This window comes from Sorangiineae bacterium MSr11954 (assembly GCA_037157815.1).
GTDB lineage: Bacteria > Myxococcota_A > Polyangia > Polyangiales > Polyangiaceae > Pendulispora > Pendulispora albinea.
Genome location: CP089984.1, coordinates 7,339,621 through 7,357,265, shown reverse-complemented (window position 1 = coordinate 7,357,265; position 17,645 = coordinate 7,339,621). Strand labels below are relative to the sequence as shown.

The following is a 17,645-nucleotide window of genomic DNA, read 5'->3' as shown; positions in this document are numbered from 1 at the left end:
TGGCTGCCACTCGTTCAAGTTGGTCCATGACGGTTCTGCTGAAGTTTGCAGAACAACCAAGAGCTCTTTCCGAAGGACATTCGACGCCAACGCTGAAACAAATTCGCGACGCGACGAACTTGCTGCTCTTGAGCATAGGGACGCAGTATGTGCGATTCCGGCACCGCGGGAGAGTGAAATCAAACCCTTCTTCGAGAGAGGGAAATCGAAACGATAAGCCCTTTTCAAGGAAGCGCCAGCGGCCACGGTATTTGCGTAAAGTCGGTCACCACCGCATCGGCATGCTCGAGCGCCTGGAGGCGCTGGGTGGTCGTCAATGCCACGCAGGTCATGCCGGCTGCTTTCGCGGCGGCGATTCCGGCGGGGGCGTCTTCGAATGCCAGGGCGCGGGTGGGGTCGATGCGCAGTTTGGCGCATGCCTTGAGATATCCTTCGGGGGAGGGCTTTCCGTGTTGGACGTCGTCGGAGGTGACCAGGACATCGAAATGGTGCGCAATGCCAATGCCCTCGAGGATCGACTGAACATGGTCGCGCAGGCCCGAGGAGACGATGCCCATCGGCACGTGGGTCTCGCGCAGCCGGCTCACCAATTCGATGGCGCCGGGAACGGCCACGATCGAGGGCATATCGGGGCCGAAGTAATAGCCAAAGGCTTCCTCCAACAGCGAATCGATGCTGCGCGCAGCCGGAAATGCGTGCGCGTGCTCGGCCATGACATCGTGGCCCCGGCGGCCGGAGAAGGTGGCGAGGAGCGCTGCGTCGCACGGCACGCTGTGGGTGTGGAATAGCTTTGCCCAAGCGGCTCGGCTGCGTGGTTCGCTGTCGACCAATGTGCCATCCAGGTCGAAAAGGACCGCTTGGAAGATGCTCATACGAACCCCAATGTTTGGTACATGGCTTTCCATGGCCGATGCCGTTCGAAGGCTGCGGCCGCGGCGATGACGGTGACGTCGTGGCCTCTGCGCGCCGCGATTTGGAGGCCGACGGGCACGCCGTTTTTGGCCAGCCCCGCGGGGACGGAGGCGGCAGGGCTGCCGATGAGATTGAACGGGCTCGTCATCGACCAACCCACCAGCGGATCGACCGGGCTGTCGCCAATGTGGCTGGGGCCCGCGGTGGTGCGGTCGGATGCGTTGGGTACACCTGCGATTGAATTCACGGGGCTGACCAAAATATCATAGTGATCGAAGACGGTCTCGAACGTATCGAGAATTTTGGTGCGCACCAGATCCATGAGCCGGAACTCCACCGCGCTCAGCGCGAAGCCGGTGCGCACGCTCTCGAGGTATTCGCGGTCCACCACCTCGCCCTGGGGACCGAGGAGATCGATGCCCTCGTCGCGCAGGATGGCCGCGGACTCCGCGTGGCATACGGAGAGGTAGCGGCGCCAGATGCGGGTGACCTCGTCGTGGGGGATCGGGAGCCGGAAGTCGACTTCGTCGACCCGCGCCCCGGCGGAGGTGAACGCCGGCAAGGCATCGCGAACGATGGCGGCGACCTCCGGTTCACAGGGGTAGCCGCCCAGATCGGGGCTGTAGGCGACGCGTAGTCCGGTCAGGTCGCGATTCAGCCCGTCCGCGAGCTTGTCGGGGGCCGTGAACGAATACGGATCGCGTGGGTCGATCGCCGACATGCAATCGAGGGCCACCACCGCATCCGCGACGCTCCGAGCGAGGGGTGCATAACAGACCATGGGATTGTAACGGCGAAATGCATTGGGCCGCGCGGGAACGGCCACCCGCCCGAATGTGGTCATCATCGTGAAGACCCCGCAGAAAGCCGCCGGCACGCGCAGTGAGCCACCGGCATCGGAGCCCTGGGCGAGCGGGACGATCCCCGCTGCCACCGCCGCCGCACTGCCGCCCGACGAGCCGCCCGCGTTCATCGCGCGATTGAAGGGGGTGCTGGCAGGCCCGAAGAGCGTGCTATCGGTGGTGGCCTTGTAGCCAAACTCCGGTGTGTTGGTCTTGCCGATCACGATGGCGCCGGCATCTTCGAGGCGCGACACACAGGGGATGGTCTCCTTGGCGACGAGGTCGCGGAAAATCTTCGAGCCTCGGGTCACGCGAACCCCGGTGACCGGATCGAGATCTTTGGCCGCGATGGGCACCCCGTGCAGGGGCCCGATGGGGCGTCCGCGCATGACCGCCGTCTCCGCATGGCGAGCCGCCTCGAGCGCCCTCTCGGCACAGACCGTCACCACCGCGTTGAGCGCCGGGTTGCGCTGCTCGATGCGCTTCAAGGCATCCTTGACGGATTCGACCGGCGACAGCTCACGTTTGCGAATCAGCGCCGCCAACTCCACCGCCGATAGCTTTCCGAGATCGTTCATCGCTCGCTCGCTTTCTCTCGTCTCTCGTGAGGTTGTCGTGGGTATCCGGGTTGAAGGCCGACGGGCTGCGATCGCCGGCGGATTCCATCGGGCGACGCACGGAAAGATAGGCCGCGATGGCGCCGAGCATGGCCATGGCGGCGAGGGAGGCCGCCACCGTGGAGAACGCGGACGACGCGGATGGGATCGCGGACGTGGTGGCGCGGGTCTCCACCGTGAAATAGAGCGTGCCGAATACCGCGACCCCGACGCATGCGGCGACCTGCGCCATGGTGTTGAACAACCCGCTGAGATCGGAGGCGTTGCCGACGGGGACGGCCGCCGTGAGGTTGGCGATCTGACCGCTGAATGTCGTCCCGAGGCCAAGGCCGCCCAACCCGAGCAGCGCGAGCAAGCGTAGGTCGTCCCCCGCGCGCTCGGAGCGGGTGGACCAGCTGATCGACGCAAAGGCCATGGTCAGCAGCAGGCATCCGACGACGGGCGAGAAGCGGCCCACCCTTCGCGGGATGCGCGACAGGACCGGCCCTGCCACACCGAACGCCAGCACCCAAGGCACGAGGGCGAGCCCGGAGTACTCGGGCGCCTTGCCGAGCCCGCGCTGCAGATAGAGGGCGAGGACGAAGAGCAGTGAGAAGTACGTGGCCGTGACCGCGGCCTGCGACAAGAGGCCAAAGGCCACCTCGGGTCTCGCCACGATCCCGAGGTCCAAGAGGGGCCGTCCTCCTCGCACGGACACGCCGCGTTCGATGGCGATGAAGGCTCCAAATGCGGGTACGCTCGCGCCCAGGCAAATCCAGGTAGTGGGGCCCCAGCCCATGTCCCTTCCGAACACGACGGGCGCGACGACCAGGGCCATGGCGACGGAGAAGGTCAGCACCCCCCAGCCATCGAATCCTTGCGCGCCATGTCCACGCTCGGCCCCGAGGCGCCGCGCGCCTGCCGCGATGAGCAGGATCCCAATTGGAACATTGACGAGAAAGACCGATCGCCACCCGCTGCCAAATACGTTTGCAGCAATGAGAAATCCGCTCATCGCCTGTCCAAATGCCGCGCTCGCGGACAGAGCGACCGCATAATAGCCAATGGCACGTGCTCGTTTTTGGCCCTCGAAGTGATTGTGAATCCCCACCAGCACCTGGGGCACCATGAATGCCGCGGCGGCCCCCTGACCGATCCTGGCGAGGATGAGCGAGGCCGGACCGGACGCGGCGCCGCACGCGAGCGACGCCGCCGTAAAGGCCCCAACCCCCCATAGGAACACGCGCCCATGGCCGAGCATGCCGCCCAGCCTCGCGCCCGTGGAGAGCAGGATGGCATACGCCAGGGTATATCCGGCCACGACGGCCGTCGTCTGGCCGCCGGTGGTGTGCAAGCTTCGTTCAATCGAGGGAACTGCGACATTGACGATGGCAATATCCACATTGGCCATGGCCTGGCCGCCCAGGAGCACCGCGAGCAACAGCCCTGTGCCGCGCGTCTGTTGGGGAGGCTGGGGGGGCTGGACATGCTGGACATGCTGGCGCTGCTGGGAGGCCTCGTTCGTCACGGCGGGCTCGCCGGTTCGATGACGAGCTGCCGTTCGATGGCCCGCAAGGTCGCGTAGTCCTCCCACACCTGATCACGGCGCTCGTGGGCGAACACCACGAACCCGAGACCGAGGCTGGCGAAGAGATCGCGTGTCGCCTCGACCCGGTCTCCATTGCGCGTCCCCACGATGGAATCGTGATGGCTCGAGAGGGACTTCACGCGGTCGTAGATTTCGATGTTCTTCACCGTTCCAGAGGTTCGCGCGACCAGGAAGACCACGAGCACGGTGCGTTTCAAGGTGTAGCCGGGGCCGGGCACGATCTCGCCCAAAAGGTGGCGAATGGTGCGATCGAGCTGGCTGTCGCCGGTGGCCAGCCGGCAGAAACGGGGATGACCTCCACCGTGCATGCGCGCCCCCGTCTCGATCAGGCGCGGACCTTCCGCGGTGAGCATGACCTCGGTGTGGCCGGCGCCATTCCGAATCCCAAGCGCCGTGAGCACACCGCGGGTGTAGTCGAACAATGCCCCGTAGGCCTCCGGGTCGTACGGCAGAAACTCGAGGGAGTCGTAGACGGCCATATGCCCGCCATTGTCGAACTTTCCATAGCGACAGAGATCGGTCACCGTGTGAACCCCGTCGTGGCTATACGTGTCCACGACGTATTCCGTCCCCGTCACGTATTCCTGAACGAGCACCCGATCATTGACGACACCCAGCTTGTTGCGCTGGCCGAGAAGCGCGCGAAACGTGTGTGTCCAATCCTGGCCCGCGGGGACGCGGGTGACGCTGTCGGTGCCGGCGCTGCGCGGCGGCTTCAGCACCAAATCATGTTCCAAGAGCCGTTCTTTCGTCAGCCACGCGATCACGTCGTCGATGTTGCTCGCCGCGTGCTGTCGGAGGATCGAAAGCCCCGCGGCGCGTACGGCCTGGGCCATCCATCCCTTGTCGCGCCGGGCCGAGGAGAGCTCGGGATCGTTCGCCCGCTCCGGGGTGAGCGCCGCGGCCAGGCGATCGGCGAGCTCGACCCCGGACTCCGTTCCCGGCAGCACCCACAACGGTGCCTTCGTCGCGAGCTGACGTACCAGCGCGTCCAAGTCTCCATCGAAGGCGACGATGGTCTCGAAGTCGCCGGGTCGGAAGGATGCCGCGTATGCAGCCAGAGGTTCACCCGTGGAAATCACGGCCACGGGGGTCACCCCGACGCGGCGCAACTCCGGCGCCAGCATGTTCCCCGAGGAATAGGGATCGACGACGATCGCGGTCTTCGGCTTGGAGGTCATGCACCCCCCGGCGATGCGGCGCGGGATAGCTCCGCGGAAAGGGGACGATACGTGATGCGGAAGTCCGATTCGGCCTCGTGGGGGAACACCGCGGTGACCTGCCCGCCGCGCCGCACGGCCGGAACGCTCGAAGCCGCGATTCGAGCCATGGAGGTAAGGGTCTCGTGCCAGGGGCATACCAGGCACTTTCCCTTGGATGGGGTTCCGTTTGCCCGGATGGTGGCCAGGTGCAGCGGCCCACCGCGGTGCCTGCATTGGGCTGGGAGGATGAATTCCCCCATTTCCGTACGCGCATAGACGTATCCCACGCCGGACACCTCCGCGCAGTTGCCGCCTCCATCGACCGAAAATGTCAGCACAAGCATGTGCGGTAGTCGCCCACGGAGTGGATTTGATAGACGCACTCCTCGGACTCGATGATCGCGCCATGAAGCCTATTTTTCGCGATCACGGTGCCCTGTCCCGCTTCCAGGATTTGGTAGGATCGGTAGCCGCTCACGAAGCGCATGGTTCCAGATACGATATGGCACAATTCGTCGCCGTCGTGGCAATGCGTATTGGATAGTTCGCCGCGCGGCTCGACGAGATGTGCTACCGGCGCCGTGACCCGCCCGCTTTCGATGGCCGCCCAAACGGGATCATGCAGCTCCTTGTTCTTGGGACCCTCATCCATCCAACGAATCTGGTCGGCAAAGTCCGCATCGGCAATCTGGGCGATCGCTTGGAATTCCTCGTAGCCGCGCACGATGTCGGCGATGACCTCTTCGCCGCAGGTGTCGACCACCGGCAAGATCAGCTTCTCCAAGGCCATTTTTCCGTGGTGCTGGTCGATGTGCACGTGCTCCGTGAAATAGGTCGTATCGACGTCGTTGCCAAAGACTTTCTTCAGCAAGGTGTGCGCGCGACGACAGAAATCGACCAAGGTGCTCTCTGTATAGTAGAGCGCGCCGAGGTAGCGGAAGAAAAGCTCGTGGTTCTTTCCGAGGTAATGGAAGTAATTGTTCATCAACAGACTACTGTTGAGATAGAACTGCCAATAATGATGTAGATCGCACCGCAACCCGACCGATGCCAATGTATTCTCGAAGAGTTTGCTGTGCTTGGTCGCGTGGACGCCGTATCCGTACTCGTCGATGAGAATCTTGAACCACTCCGACTGGGCTGGCCCGTAGTAGCCCAGGATGTTGCGGCCCATGGGGGAGGCCTCCGCGAGGAAGTCGCCGCAGAACTGGATGAGCCACATGTGCGCGGCGCGCTGGGGATCGTTGGATTTCGCGATGGCGGTTTCGGACGCCGAAGGCTCGCTGAAGTCCTTCTTCTCGAGCTCTCGGAGAAAAGCCTCCAGGCTCTTTCGGGTCCACTGTCCGCTGACATGGACCTCCTCATCGAGAAACCCAAAGGCGAAGCGCTCCAGGGCGGGGCGGACCATCTCTCCCAACGCGCGGTTCGTCGGGCTGTAGAAGCGTTGAAAATCGTGCCACTTACGGTCCAACCCTGCCTTCGGCAGGAACATCAAGTCGCTCTCGTAGATGGAGGTGAGCATTCGCTGCGCTGCCAGGCCGGTGTAGTGCAGGATGTCCTTGCGCGGGAGGACCCGATCGAAGTCGAGGTGTTTGATGACTTGTGGACGCAGCTGCCGGCGAAAAGGGTTGTCGTCGTTGACCCACTCTTCGTTGTCCAGGTAGAGGGGGTTGCTGGCGTAGCGCTCGACGGCGCGCCGCAGCTCCTCGCCCGAAAGTCGATAATCCTCATAAGGTAGGTGCGTATGGCTCATGGACATCCTCCGTAAGGTGAGGCTCAGGCGAGGTGTGAACCGACAAGCGCTCACGCCGCCACTGCACGGCAAGCCGGGTGTCGTGGTTTTCGCGAACGGCCACGGGAGCTGGAAATGGAATGCATGCCTGCATCCAATGCGATTCGGTGTCCTCCAAACGATTGGACAAGACCACCCCTGGGCACAAATCCAATTCGAACCAGGCGGCCACCATGTGAGCCTGTCCCGATGCGGTGATTGGCACCGTGACCTCGACCTCGCCGTCGGTGAGCCCTCCGTGGACCAAGTCGAACGAGGCGAGCACCACCGGATCCGAGAGAAAGCGATAGGGCCAAGTCCCGAGCCGAACTGGGAAATGCCCACGGGTCGCCACGATGTTGAGCCACCGGACGTCGAACCCCGCAGCATACTCGACATTGTTCAGGCGCATGACGGCGGGGCTCTCCACCAGCGCGCCAATCAATCGGGCACGGCGTGGAACGAGGATGCCTCCGGGCTTGAGCAGATGCTCGCGCGCGTGGCGCAGGGTAGGGAGCAATCCTTCACCGACCAGGCCGCAGTCGACGATTTCGGACACAATGAGGTCGACGGGCTCGGGGAGGTCGGAGCCCATGCGTAAATCGGTCGACTTCTTCGACACGACGGTGATGGTGGAGGCCATTCCATTCGCGGCGATGATCCGCTTTGCGATGTCCGCCATCAACGGGTTGGCCTCGCACGTGGTGACCCGTCGCGCGCCGGCTTTTACGGCGAGCATCGCCAGCAGCCCGGTGCCGGTACCGATATCGAGCACGTGCATTCCGCGCCGAACCAGCTGTTTGAATGCCGCCGCAAACGCGTCGTTCCGGGCATGGTCGTTGACCATTGCAAAGTGCCAGCGCGGAATGGACTTCAAAGACGCCTGGTGAACCGCGCTCTCCGATACCGTTCCCGCGTCGAGCAAGGTGTCGACCGCGCTGAACGTCTCCTTGAGAGCATCGACTTGTGTACGCAACAAGGCCAAGAACGCCGACGACTGTTCGGAATCCACGACAATGGCTCCTGCGGAAGGCTCGCCTTTGGTAAGACTGGACCTCGAAGGGTCCAACTTCCTCGTCATCTCGTTTGCGTCGAGGCTGCTCGCGTTCGAGGCGTTCGAGACGGATGGTTCCATGAGCAAATCACCCTGCCTTCGGATTGGTTGTTTCTCGAACAGCGGTGGCGCATCGCATGGCGCATATGGACGTGGTGGGGCCGCCAGATGATTGGATGAACCCGTCCCGCCAAAACCGCCGCTCGACGCTGGTTGGACTATTCGCGTTCGCGGGAATCTATTAGCTCGGGCGGGTCAAATGTCAACCAATCGCTCGTCGCATTTCCATGGTCGTTGTTTTGTCATATCCGCGCATCGAAGAACGGTTTGCGTGGTGCGATGGATGGCGAAGTCGACTTCTTAGATTTGCATTCGTGACTCGTCGACAGGATGTCGTCATCGACATGACTCATCCTACGGAGAGGGAATCCGCCTATGCTGATTTTTCGGCGGGACATGCCGCCCTCGAATCCGTGCGTCGCGTCGCGCGAGATGATCGTCCCGATCACGATCACGTCGATCACGGTCTCTCGAATCGACATCATCGAATCTTCTTTGTGCCATCTTGAGACAGCCCTTCCGTGAAGTTTTTATCAGGGGCAACGATGACCGTCCCGATGGTTGCGCTTCATCCGCTTTATTCCGTGTGCCCACGATGGCGTATCTGGGGACATGTTGAGCCTACATCTCAGCTTGGAAGGCTATTGAGGATCGGCGTCGGATGCGCGGCGATGTCGTGCATCGTGCCTCGTGTCGAGCATGTCCACGAGGGGCGACCCATACCGCAACAGAGATTTCGGAATCCGTGATACCGTGATGGCGATCGATTTCGAGCTTCTGCCTTCGGCGGGCCGCGCGAACCGGACGAACGAGCGTGAATCATCGGCGCGCTATTTCGCATTTGTGTGTGGGCGTTTCCCATTTGGCGTGAGACGTCCCGAACGCATCGCGGGAGGCAAGGCATCGCAAGACCAATGGGCCCGTCGGGCGCGTATGGTGACGTGTACGGTATTTGGGCGAACGGCTCTCGAACGGTGGGCGGAAGTACGGTGTCGCCATCGCGTCCGGTGCCGTGGATGCTCTGAAACGTCGCCACCGGCTCGCGCGCCTGGAAGCGTCACCGGGTACGTGTATACGTCATGTATACGTATTGAACCGGGCCGCCCGATGGAACGCTGACAGAATTACCTGGACGCGGGCGGCCGAGGCCTCGCCTTCGCCTCGGCGGCCAACTGCGCGGTAATCGGCTCCCCCGGCTCCAGTTCCTGGGCGCGCGCGCAGGCGCGTCGCATCGTCTCGTGATCGCCGAGGAGCGCGCAGGTCTGTGCGAGGTTGGCCCAAGCCCCCGCATCGCTCGGGGCGAGCTCCGTCGCGGAGCGAAAGGCGTCGCGTGCGCTGGCGTAGTCGCCGGTGCTCATCGAGGCAATTCCCAGTGACGTGAAGGGTTGCGAGACGTTGGGGGCGAGCTCGCACGCGCGCTGGAGGTGCGGGATTCCGGTCTTTGGGTCGCCGAGCTCCACGGCGTGCAGCTGGCCGAGGTGAAAATGATCGAGCGCATCGGTCGATGTTGCGCACGCGGTTTCGAGGATGCGAAGCGCGCGCGCACGGCGATCGATGGCCCAGAGGGCGCGCGCCAAACGATGCGGTCTCTGCTCTTCGGGCGGTACCCCGAATCGATTTTCCATATAGGCCTTGGGGACGGGGTGGATATCTTCCTTTCCGAAGACCAGAAATGGCTTGCGTGCGATCCAACTCTCCGCGGGCTGAAAGGGATCTTCGCCGAGAAGATCCTCGCCCATGGCGCGAGCGAGTCGCGCAAACCGGGTAACCGACGCGTCGCTGTCGCGGGGGCTGAAGATCGCCGCGGAGCCCATGGAGTGGCTCACCACGCGCACCACCTCGCGCAGCGGCGGCGTCGCTCTCGACAGGCGCAACAAGGCGAACAGCCTGCGAGGGGTTTGCACGATATCGCGCATATTGGGGCCGGCTACGCAAAGGACCGGGGTGTGCTCGTCGAAGAAACCAGCATAGAGAGAGGTGGGCGCAGCGGGCATCCGATGTATGGTACGCGGGTCGGTCCAGACGCTGGCAGAAAACTCTTGCCGTCGTCATCCGCACATTTGATGGGCGAACCGGGTGCCGTCCGCCCGAATGCGCGAGGCTCCCGCGCTCGCGCGTCGATGGAGCACCGTCCCGCAAATCTTGCAAAATAGCATGAACGAGGACGGTTTCGTCGGTGCGGTTTATCGCATTTCATTTGCGATCGATTCGCCGTCTCAATCCGAGATGGCTGGCTGCCATCGCCGCCGACCCGCTACCGTTTCTTGCCGGCGCCGTGAAATGAGCCGCGACTTCGAGGCCGAAGGAGGGACGGTTTGCGGACCCGCTCCGGATATCACGGTCGGTCGACACAAACGGTCGCGGGGAGGCCGCGGTAGACGATGGCGCGCGGCAGGACGTCCGGGGTCTTGGCCCAGTTGGGGACGTTTTTACCGCATACCGCGGCGTCGGCCACCCCGGTCGCCACCTTGGTGACGCGGAAGGTCGCCGTCGGCCCGCACGTCGTCTTGGTCGCCCTCCCGGTGGGGAAGTCGATCTCCTGGTAGAAGCAATCTCCTTCCTTGGCGTTCAATGCCAGACACAGTTCTGTGCGCGACCGGCGGCCCCCGACCTGGAGATAGCCATTGGTAATGTCCTTGCAGCGCTCGCCCTTGCTGATCACCTTGTAGGCCGCCTGGGGGGCGTCGCACGCCACGACATGGAACTCGTTGGCGAGCGTCTTTCCGCCTTTTCCACGCGCCTCGAGGCAGGAGCCGACCTGGGCTTTGATGGGATCGTCCTTGGCGGGGCAGCCCGCGAACATCGCGATCGAGAGCGCGCAGAAGAGGGCCTTGGCGAGGGCGGAGGCAGGGCGGGGGCGGTGCTCACCGGAGATGCCATTCATGGCATTGAGCCTAGCCGAAATGACCTCGCGGTCACTACGGTTTGCAGCCGAGCGCTTGAATCCGTCGCTTGGCTGCCTCCCTCGTGACGGAACGTGGTTTGGCGTTTTCCCATCGCTGAAGGACGACGGCGTAGGCCGCGCAGGCGCCGGGGACGTCACCGAGGCGCTCGTTGGATTCGCCGAGCCAACGATAGGCGCTGACATTCGTAAAGGGGTTCATGAGGCGATCGCAGCCGCGCGTCGAATCCGACAAATAGCGCCTAGCGTGCTCGTGCTCACCCGCCATGAATGCGATGTATCCGCCCAACATTTGAGCGCGAGGGGTGTCGGACATGACCTGCTCGATGGAGGCGGCGATCTCCGGCTGCCTCGGCCGATGGTTCCAGCCTTCCACGGCCGCGGCGCGCGTGGTGCTCACGGGGCCCCAGCGGAGTCCCCACGCCGGTTCGTCGCCAAAGAACGAACGGGCTCGTGTTTCCCAACTATCCGTCGTCGCGCGCCACTCCTCTTTGGACAGCTTGCGCCGAATCAAGAGCTGACCGAGGATTGCGGGCTCATAGGCGGTCCATCCAACGAAGGCGTCGGTGCTCGTCCATCCATGTCGCTTTCGCTTGTATTCGTCGACGACGGCGGCAGCGCGATCGTCGCGTCCGGTTTCGACCAGAAGATCCATGAGCAATCCGGTCAGGAGCGCGTACCGGAGTCCGGCGGGTTCATTTTCCAGAAGCCGCCGCCCCGCCTGAATGAGCTGCTCGGCGCGCGTGAAATCGCCCTTCATCGACCAGAGGAGGGCACGCCAACGAAGATCGGACGCTTCACGAAGATCGGCGGACGTGTTCTCGCTCGCTTGCGTCAGCGCCGTCTCGATGGACTCGTCGGGCGCGCCTTGCGACGCGAGCAAGGCGGCGAATACCTTGGCGTCCAATGAGCTTTTTGGGGCAATCGTGATCAGCCTGCGCGCGTTTTCGAGCGCGGAGCCGCACTCGCCTCGCTGGTACAGGGAGGACACGCGGTCGAGCAGGCAATCGGTCGACCCCGGGGCAGCCTCGCGGCAGTGGTCCAGCGCCGCGCTCTCCTCGTCCAATCGACCCAAGCGGGCAAAGGTGCGCGCTTGCGCCTGCCAGCCATCGGCGTAGTGCGGATCGACGTCCGTCACCCTTTGTGCGAGGGCGAGGCTGCGCTCGAGACCTTTGCGATCCGTTGCCGATTGGGCCCAGGCCCGTGCCGCCAAATAAAGGATCTCGGCGTCGGCTGGAAACCGCGACACGGCCGCGTCGAGCCTGCGAACTTGCTCCCCCTGGTCGGGTGGGGTGGAGACGATGAGCGGAACCAGGGCGTCCAGCAGGGTACGATCGCGGTCGCCGAGCGCGTCCCGAATGGAGAGCGCGTGGCGAAACGACTCGTAATTTCCGCTCGAAGATAGAGGATTTACGGAATAACCGGTCAACGCGAGCCTTAGTTGCGTTTCGGGACAGCCCGGGTCCGCATTGACGGCCCTCTGAAACGCGTCATACGCGCGCTCCCAGCTCGCGTGGCGCACCTCCGAGAGCCCCTCCCGATAGTACCTCTCCGCCTCCTTGTTGCACGCGGGCGAAATTGGCAATGCCGTAATCGGCATTTGCGCGGGGGCCGCATCTTCGATTCGCAGCACCGGCTTCTCGGGCACGGCTCGTGAACGGGCGAGCCACAGCCCGGCCGACCCAACCGCCAGGAGCGTCGCCAGCGCCACACCCCATCGTTGCCGCCGGCCCCGATTCGTCTTGCCGGCGATGGGTGGTGTCGCCGCCTCCTTGTCTGTTGCCGGAACATCGTCTGTCGCCGGAACATCCGCGGATGCATGCGCCGATGGATCGACTCCGCTCCTCGTTCGGGGAGTGACGAGGTCCGCCGCGAGCGATTGGGTCGCCACGTCGTGCAGGTCGTCGGCGCGCGGCGTGAGCTCCGCCGCGATTCGCGCGCGAACCACCGGGATCACGCTCGCGATCGTCGTCCCCGATCCGGTTTCGAAGGCCTCGCGAAGGGCCTGGTGCATCTCGTTGGCCGTCGGCCACCGCTGCGCCCCGTCGAACGCCAGCGCCTTGTCCACCAGCTCCACGATGGGCGCGGGCAAGTCCGCCATCACGTCGCGAATCGACCGCGCAGGCTTCGTCAACGCGGCCGCGAGCAGCGCGGCGGGGTTATCTGCAATATGCACGTATTCGCCCGTGAGCAGCGCGAACATCGTGGCCCCGACGGACCACACGTCACTGTGCGGTCCAATACGCGTTCGATCGCCGGCGGCCTGCTCGGGCGGCATGAAGGCAGGTGTTCCAAATGCCTGCCCCGTCACGCTGGCGCTCCCTTCTCCTGGCGTCGTCCAGCGCGCAATTCCGAAGTCGAGGACCCGCGTGCGCCCGTCGCGCGCGATGAATAGATTCTCCGGCTTGATATCGCGATGAACGATCCCCTTTGCGTGAGCGCTCGCCAGGACGTCCAATGCATCCGACATCAGCACGACCACGTCCGCGAGCGGCAACCGCAGCTTGGCGCGCTCCCAGCGGGCGCGCAGCGTCTCTCCTTCGAGCAGCGGCATCACCAGAAATGGGCAGCCGCTGTTCGGGTCGACGTCGTTGTCCAAGACGGCAACTGCACCGGGGTGCGCGACTTCATTGGCCACATAGGCTTCGCGGCCGAACAGACGCCGGATGGCGGGATCATCCGCGTACCACTCGAGCAAGAATTTGATGGCGACCTTGTGCCCGTTGCGATGCGTGGCGGCGTAGACCGCGGCCATTCCACCAATGCCAATCAACCGTTCAATCCGGTATTTGCCGACCTCCGTTCCCACCCGCACCAAGGCGCGCTCCGAAATCATCGTTCGCGAAAAGGGCGGGGCCATCCGAACCGGGCCGATGGTGCCGTACCAATCCAGCCTCGTCAAGGCCGCTTCCGGCGGGGGGCGCGCGCGGCATCGGTGATAGCGATACGTCCGCGCGGGCCCCATGGTCGATCGATGCGACGAGACGGACATCTCGAATTCGCTTCGAGGTGCCTCCCGGTGGGACGAGGCTCTCGCGTTCGAAGTCCTCTTTGGGGTCTTTGGGATAGACGCCCTCGATGCTCGCCCGAGCTTACGCGATCGGTGACGAGACCCTTTGCGTGACGTCATCGAGCTCACCTGCATCGCCGGACGTTCTCTCACGACGACGACGACCCGCGCGGACCCGTTGCCGTCCCAACCAACTCCGTCGGTGACGAGGGGCGCGGCGAGCCTCCATGGTCCCATTGGTTCCTCGCGGGCGTCCCGAAAACAATCGAGCCACTTCGGCATCGTTCACCCACGCGTCAGCTCCGAGGCGCGCGCGTCGAATCGTTGCAGACCGTCGCTCGCCCATCGCGACCGATGCCACGATCGCGGCCTGAGCGGCGATGGCGCTCGAATGTCCCATCACGACTGCACCTGGTACCGTGCGGCGGCCGGTGCTCATCCGCGCGGCTCGAGCTCGCGACGTGCGCGTATCCCCGCCTGCCGGGCCCGTTGCTCCGCGCCGTGATGACATCTGTCCGACATGTTATGACTCTTTACAATATTGGACTGATCCAGCGACGCATTCACATCAGCAGGTGCGAGCGGACGGAGAAAGCATCGCTAGGCGCGGTCGTCGACTATTTTCTCTTGCTATCATGCTGCCCGTGCGACAAAGCTACTGGCGCAGCAGACGGATTGTCCTGCGTACATCGCAATCGATAAATACGGTGGGGGCTCCGATATCGACGTGAGCGCATGAGCTCATGAGCTGGTGTGACGGGAGGGGCCGAGAGCGCACATCGAGATTGCCACATGGCAGCAACCGCGCCGTTGGCGCGAGGGGAGCCCGCTGTCGCTTCACACGTTGCATTTGAATTCGTCATTCATTCCATCCGGGCATGCGCTCGCTCATGAGCCGCGTGCGCTCGATGGAGGTATCCATTTTACTGGAGGGATGTAAGATGAAATTGGTATTTCTATTCGTGTCTTTGGTGCTGTGTGCCTGCAATGTCGCCGATCCCGATGCGGGGGAGGAGTCGAGTCTGGAAGACAAGGCGGAGTTGATGTCGCTGCAATGCAGCTTCGGGTGTTCATCGGGGTTCCACCCCGTTTCCTTCTCGTGCAACTTCAATTGCCCGGGCTCTTGCACGGCCGGGTACAATCAGACCGACTGTCAGCCCAACACCGGAAGCAGCTTCTATAGTTGCTCCCTGGGGTGCCCGAGCGGCTATCGGCCCGTGAGCCTTAGCTACAACCCGAGCTGCCGCACATCACCCGCGAGCGGCAGCTCGAACAATCAGACGCTCTGCGTTCTCTAACCGGGACCATCTCCCTTGACGTGAACGATGATGCCGATCATCATACGCGCCCAACCGCCCGGGGAGATTCCAATGAGCCTAACGGTACCGAACGTCGTTCGTGCAGGTTTTGCAGCAGGCGTCGCGATTTTGGGCGTCGCCTGTGCGGTGAGCACCGACGATGGATCGCGCGAACGAGGCGCCGAGCCGCTGGTGCGGGCGCATGTGCCTTATCCCGATCCATCGCTGCCGGTGGCGACCCGGGTCAGCCAGCTGATGGCCAACATGACCTTGGACGAGAAGATCGCCCAAATGACGCAAGCCGAGCGGGCCTCCGTCACCAGCGCGGACGTGACCAATTTCTCGCTTGGGTCGGTGCTCTCGGGCGGTGGCTCCGCGCCGTCGCCGAACAACGCCACGAGCTGGGCGAACATGTACGATAGCTTCCAGAATGCCGCGGTCGCGAGCCGGCTCGGCGTCCCGCTGCTGTACGGCGTTGACGCGGTGCATGGCCATAACAACGTATTCGGGGCAACCATCTTCCCGCACAACATCGGACTTGGCGCGACCCGCAATCCCACCTTGGCGCAGCAAATCGGACGCGCCGTGGCCGAGGAGGTCTCGGGCACCGGCATCGACTGGGACTTCGCGCCCTGCCTTTGCGTCGCCCGCAACGATCGCTGGGGGCGCACCTACGAGTCGTTCGGCGAAAAGCCGGAGCTCCCCACGCAGATGGCGGCGTTCATCGACGGCCTGCAGGGCAGCTCGCTCAGCGCACCCGGCTCCGTCTTGGCCACGGCGAAGCACTACATCGGCGATGGAGGCACCACCAGCGGCACCGATCAAGGCAATACGCAGCTGAGCGAGGCGGAGCTGCGGGCGATTCACCTGCCGCCGTTCCGCGAGGCCATTGCGCGCGGCGTCGGCTCGGTGATGGTCAGCTACAGCAGCTGGAACGGGGCCAAGCTGCACGGCAATTCGTACCTCATTACCAACTTGCTCAAAAACGAATTGGGGTTCAGCGGTTTCGTGGTCTCCGACTACAATGGCATCGACCAAATCGACGGGCAGCCCGGCTTCACGGCCGCCGAGGTGCGCCAGTCGATCAACGCGGGCATCGATATGGTGATGGTGCCGACCGCATGGCGCGACTTCATCGCGCTCTTGCGCGCCGAGGTGCAAGCGGGGCGGGTGCCGATGTCGCGGATCGACGACGCCAACCGCCGCATCCTGACCAAGAAGTTCGAGCTCGGCATCTTCGAAAAGCCCCTCACCGATCGAAGCTTCACCGGCACGGTTGGGAGCGCCGCACACCGCGCGATCGCCCGCCAGGCGGTGCGCGAATCGCAGGTGCTGCTGAAAAACGCGGGCAATGTGCTCCCCCTCGCCAAGACCGGCAACAAGATCTTCGTCGCCGGCAAGAACGCCGACAACATTGGCCATCAGAGCGGCGGCTGGACCATCTCCTGGCAAGGAAGCAGCGGCAACATCACCACCGGAACCACCATCCTGCAAGGCATCCGCAACGGCGCGGGCAGCGGCACCACCGTCACGTACCACCCCGGCGGCTCCGGCATCGACAGCTCCTACAAAGTGGCGGTCGCCGTGGTGGGCGAGACCCCGTACGCGGAGGGCGCGGGCGATCGACCCGGCTCCCTCGGCCTCGACGCCACCGACGCGGCGACGCTCGATACCTTGCGCAGCAGCGGCGTGCCGGTGGTGGTGGTGCTCGTCTCCGGCAGGCCGCTCGACATCGCCGCGCAGCTGCCGAACTGGAACGCGCTGATCGCCTCGTGGCTGCCGGGCACGGAGGGCGCGGGGGTCGCGGACGTTCTCTATGGCGATTATGCGCCAACCGGCAAATTGCCATCGACATGGATGCAATCGGCCAATCAACAACCCATCAACGACGGCGATGGGAAGCCGGCCCTCTTCCCATTCGGCTTCGGGCTCACCTATGGCGCGGCGCCGCCGCGGGATGCATATGCGACCATTCAGGCCGAGTCCTTCGACAGCCAATCCGGCGTGCGCACCGAGACCACCACCGACACCGGCGGCGGCCAGAACATCGGCTACATCGCCCCCGGGGATTCGGTCGGCTACGCCCAAGTCGATTTCGGCGCCCCCACGGCCACCCGGGTCACCACGCGGTTAGCGTCGGGCGCGGGCAGCGGCAACATCCAATACCGTCTCGACAGCGAGACCGGGCCCGTCTTCGCCAGCGTACCGGTATCGGGCACCGGAGGGTGGCAGGTCTGGACCAGCGTGACCAGCACCCTCACGGGCTCCGCCACCGGCCGGCACGCCGTATATCTGACCTTCACGGGCCCGGGCGGCGATTTCGTAAATGTCAATTGGTTCCAGTTCGCGCGATAGCCCCCAGCCGGACCGCGCAGGGTGGGGCGCTCGT

13 protein-coding genes are annotated in these 17,645 nt (G+C 64.1%); 2 read left to right on the top strand and 11 right to left on the bottom strand.

The window, feature by feature from the left end:
* Positions 1 to 224: 224 nt before the first annotated feature.
* From LZC94_28510 to LZC94_28460, 11 genes are all read right to left on the bottom strand, one after another.
* Positions 225 to 872 carry an HAD family phosphatase gene (locus LZC94_28510; GenBank protein WXB11789.1) on the bottom strand — a complete coding sequence of 216 codons (648 nt, stop codon included), beginning with the start codon at positions 870 to 872 and terminating at the stop codon, positions 225 to 227.
* Positions 869 to 2,332 carry a hypothetical protein gene (locus LZC94_28505; GenBank protein ID WXB11788.1) on the bottom strand — a complete coding sequence of 488 codons (1,464 nt, stop codon included), beginning with the start codon at positions 2,330 to 2,332 and terminating at the stop codon, positions 869 to 871. Before LZC94_28505 ends, LZC94_28510 begins: the two co-directional genes overlap by 4 nt.
* Positions 2,274 to 3,878 carry an MFS transporter gene (locus LZC94_28500; protein WXB11787.1) on the bottom strand — a complete coding sequence of 535 codons (1,605 nt, stop codon included), beginning with the start codon at positions 3,876 to 3,878 and terminating at the stop codon, positions 2,274 to 2,276. The genes LZC94_28505 and LZC94_28500 overlap by 59 nt, the downstream gene beginning before the upstream one ends.
* Entirely contained in the window at positions 3,875 to 5,140 is a 1,266-nt protein-coding gene (locus tag LZC94_28495) for an ATP-grasp domain-containing protein (protein ID WXB11786.1), read from the bottom strand. The genes LZC94_28500 and LZC94_28495 overlap by 4 nt, the downstream gene beginning before the upstream one ends.
* On the bottom strand, positions 5,137 to 5,289 hold the full coding sequence (locus LZC94_28490) for a hypothetical protein (GenBank protein WXB11785.1): 153 nt from the start codon (positions 5,287 to 5,289) through the stop codon (positions 5,137 to 5,139). Before LZC94_28490 ends, LZC94_28495 begins: the two co-directional genes overlap by 4 nt.
* Positions 5,290 to 5,492: 203 nt before the next feature.
* Positions 5,493 to 6,914, bottom strand: coding sequence for an iron-containing redox enzyme family protein (locus tag LZC94_28485; GenBank protein WXB11784.1), 1,422 nt, complete (start codon positions 6,912 to 6,914; stop codon positions 5,493 to 5,495).
* Positions 6,889 to 7,944, bottom strand: coding sequence for a 50S ribosomal protein L11 methyltransferase (locus tag LZC94_28480; GenBank protein ID WXB11783.1), 1,056 nt, complete (start codon positions 7,942 to 7,944; stop codon positions 6,889 to 6,891). Before LZC94_28480 ends, LZC94_28485 begins: the two co-directional genes overlap by 26 nt.
* A gap of 344 nt (positions 7,945 to 8,288) precedes the next feature.
* Entirely contained in the window at positions 8,289 to 8,531 is a 243-nt protein-coding gene (locus tag LZC94_28475) for a hypothetical protein (GenBank protein ID WXB11782.1), read from the bottom strand.
* Positions 8,532 to 9,170: 639 nt separating this feature from the next.
* The gene (locus LZC94_28470) at positions 9,171 to 10,040 is read right to left on the bottom strand and encodes a tetratricopeptide repeat protein (GenBank protein ID WXB11781.1); all 870 of its coding nucleotides are present in this window, start codon (positions 10,038 to 10,040) and stop codon (positions 9,171 to 9,173) included.
* 341 nt (positions 10,041 to 10,381) lie between these two features.
* On the bottom strand, positions 10,382 to 10,930 hold the full coding sequence (locus LZC94_28465) for a hypothetical protein (GenBank protein WXB11780.1): 549 nt from the start codon (positions 10,928 to 10,930) through the stop codon (positions 10,382 to 10,384).
* A gap of 34 nt (positions 10,931 to 10,964) precedes the next feature.
* The gene (locus LZC94_28460) at positions 10,965 to 13,850 is read right to left on the bottom strand and encodes a protein kinase (GenBank protein ID WXB11779.1); all 2,886 of its coding nucleotides are present in this window, start codon (positions 13,848 to 13,850) and stop codon (positions 10,965 to 10,967) included.
* 1,049 nt (positions 13,851 to 14,899) lie between these two features.
* Here LZC94_28460 and LZC94_28455 point away from each other — a divergent pair.
* Complete coding sequence (locus LZC94_28455) at positions 14,900 to 15,256, top strand: hypothetical protein (GenBank protein ID WXB11778.1); 357 nt, start codon at positions 14,900 to 14,902, stop codon at positions 15,254 to 15,256.
* 72 nt (positions 15,257 to 15,328) lie between these two features.
* A complete protein-coding gene (locus tag LZC94_28450) occupies positions 15,329 to 17,611 on the top strand; it encodes a glycoside hydrolase family 3 C-terminal domain-containing protein (GenBank protein ID WXB11777.1) in 2,283 nt (760 codons plus the stop codon).
* The last annotated feature ends 34 nt before the right edge of the window (positions 17,612 to 17,645 follow it).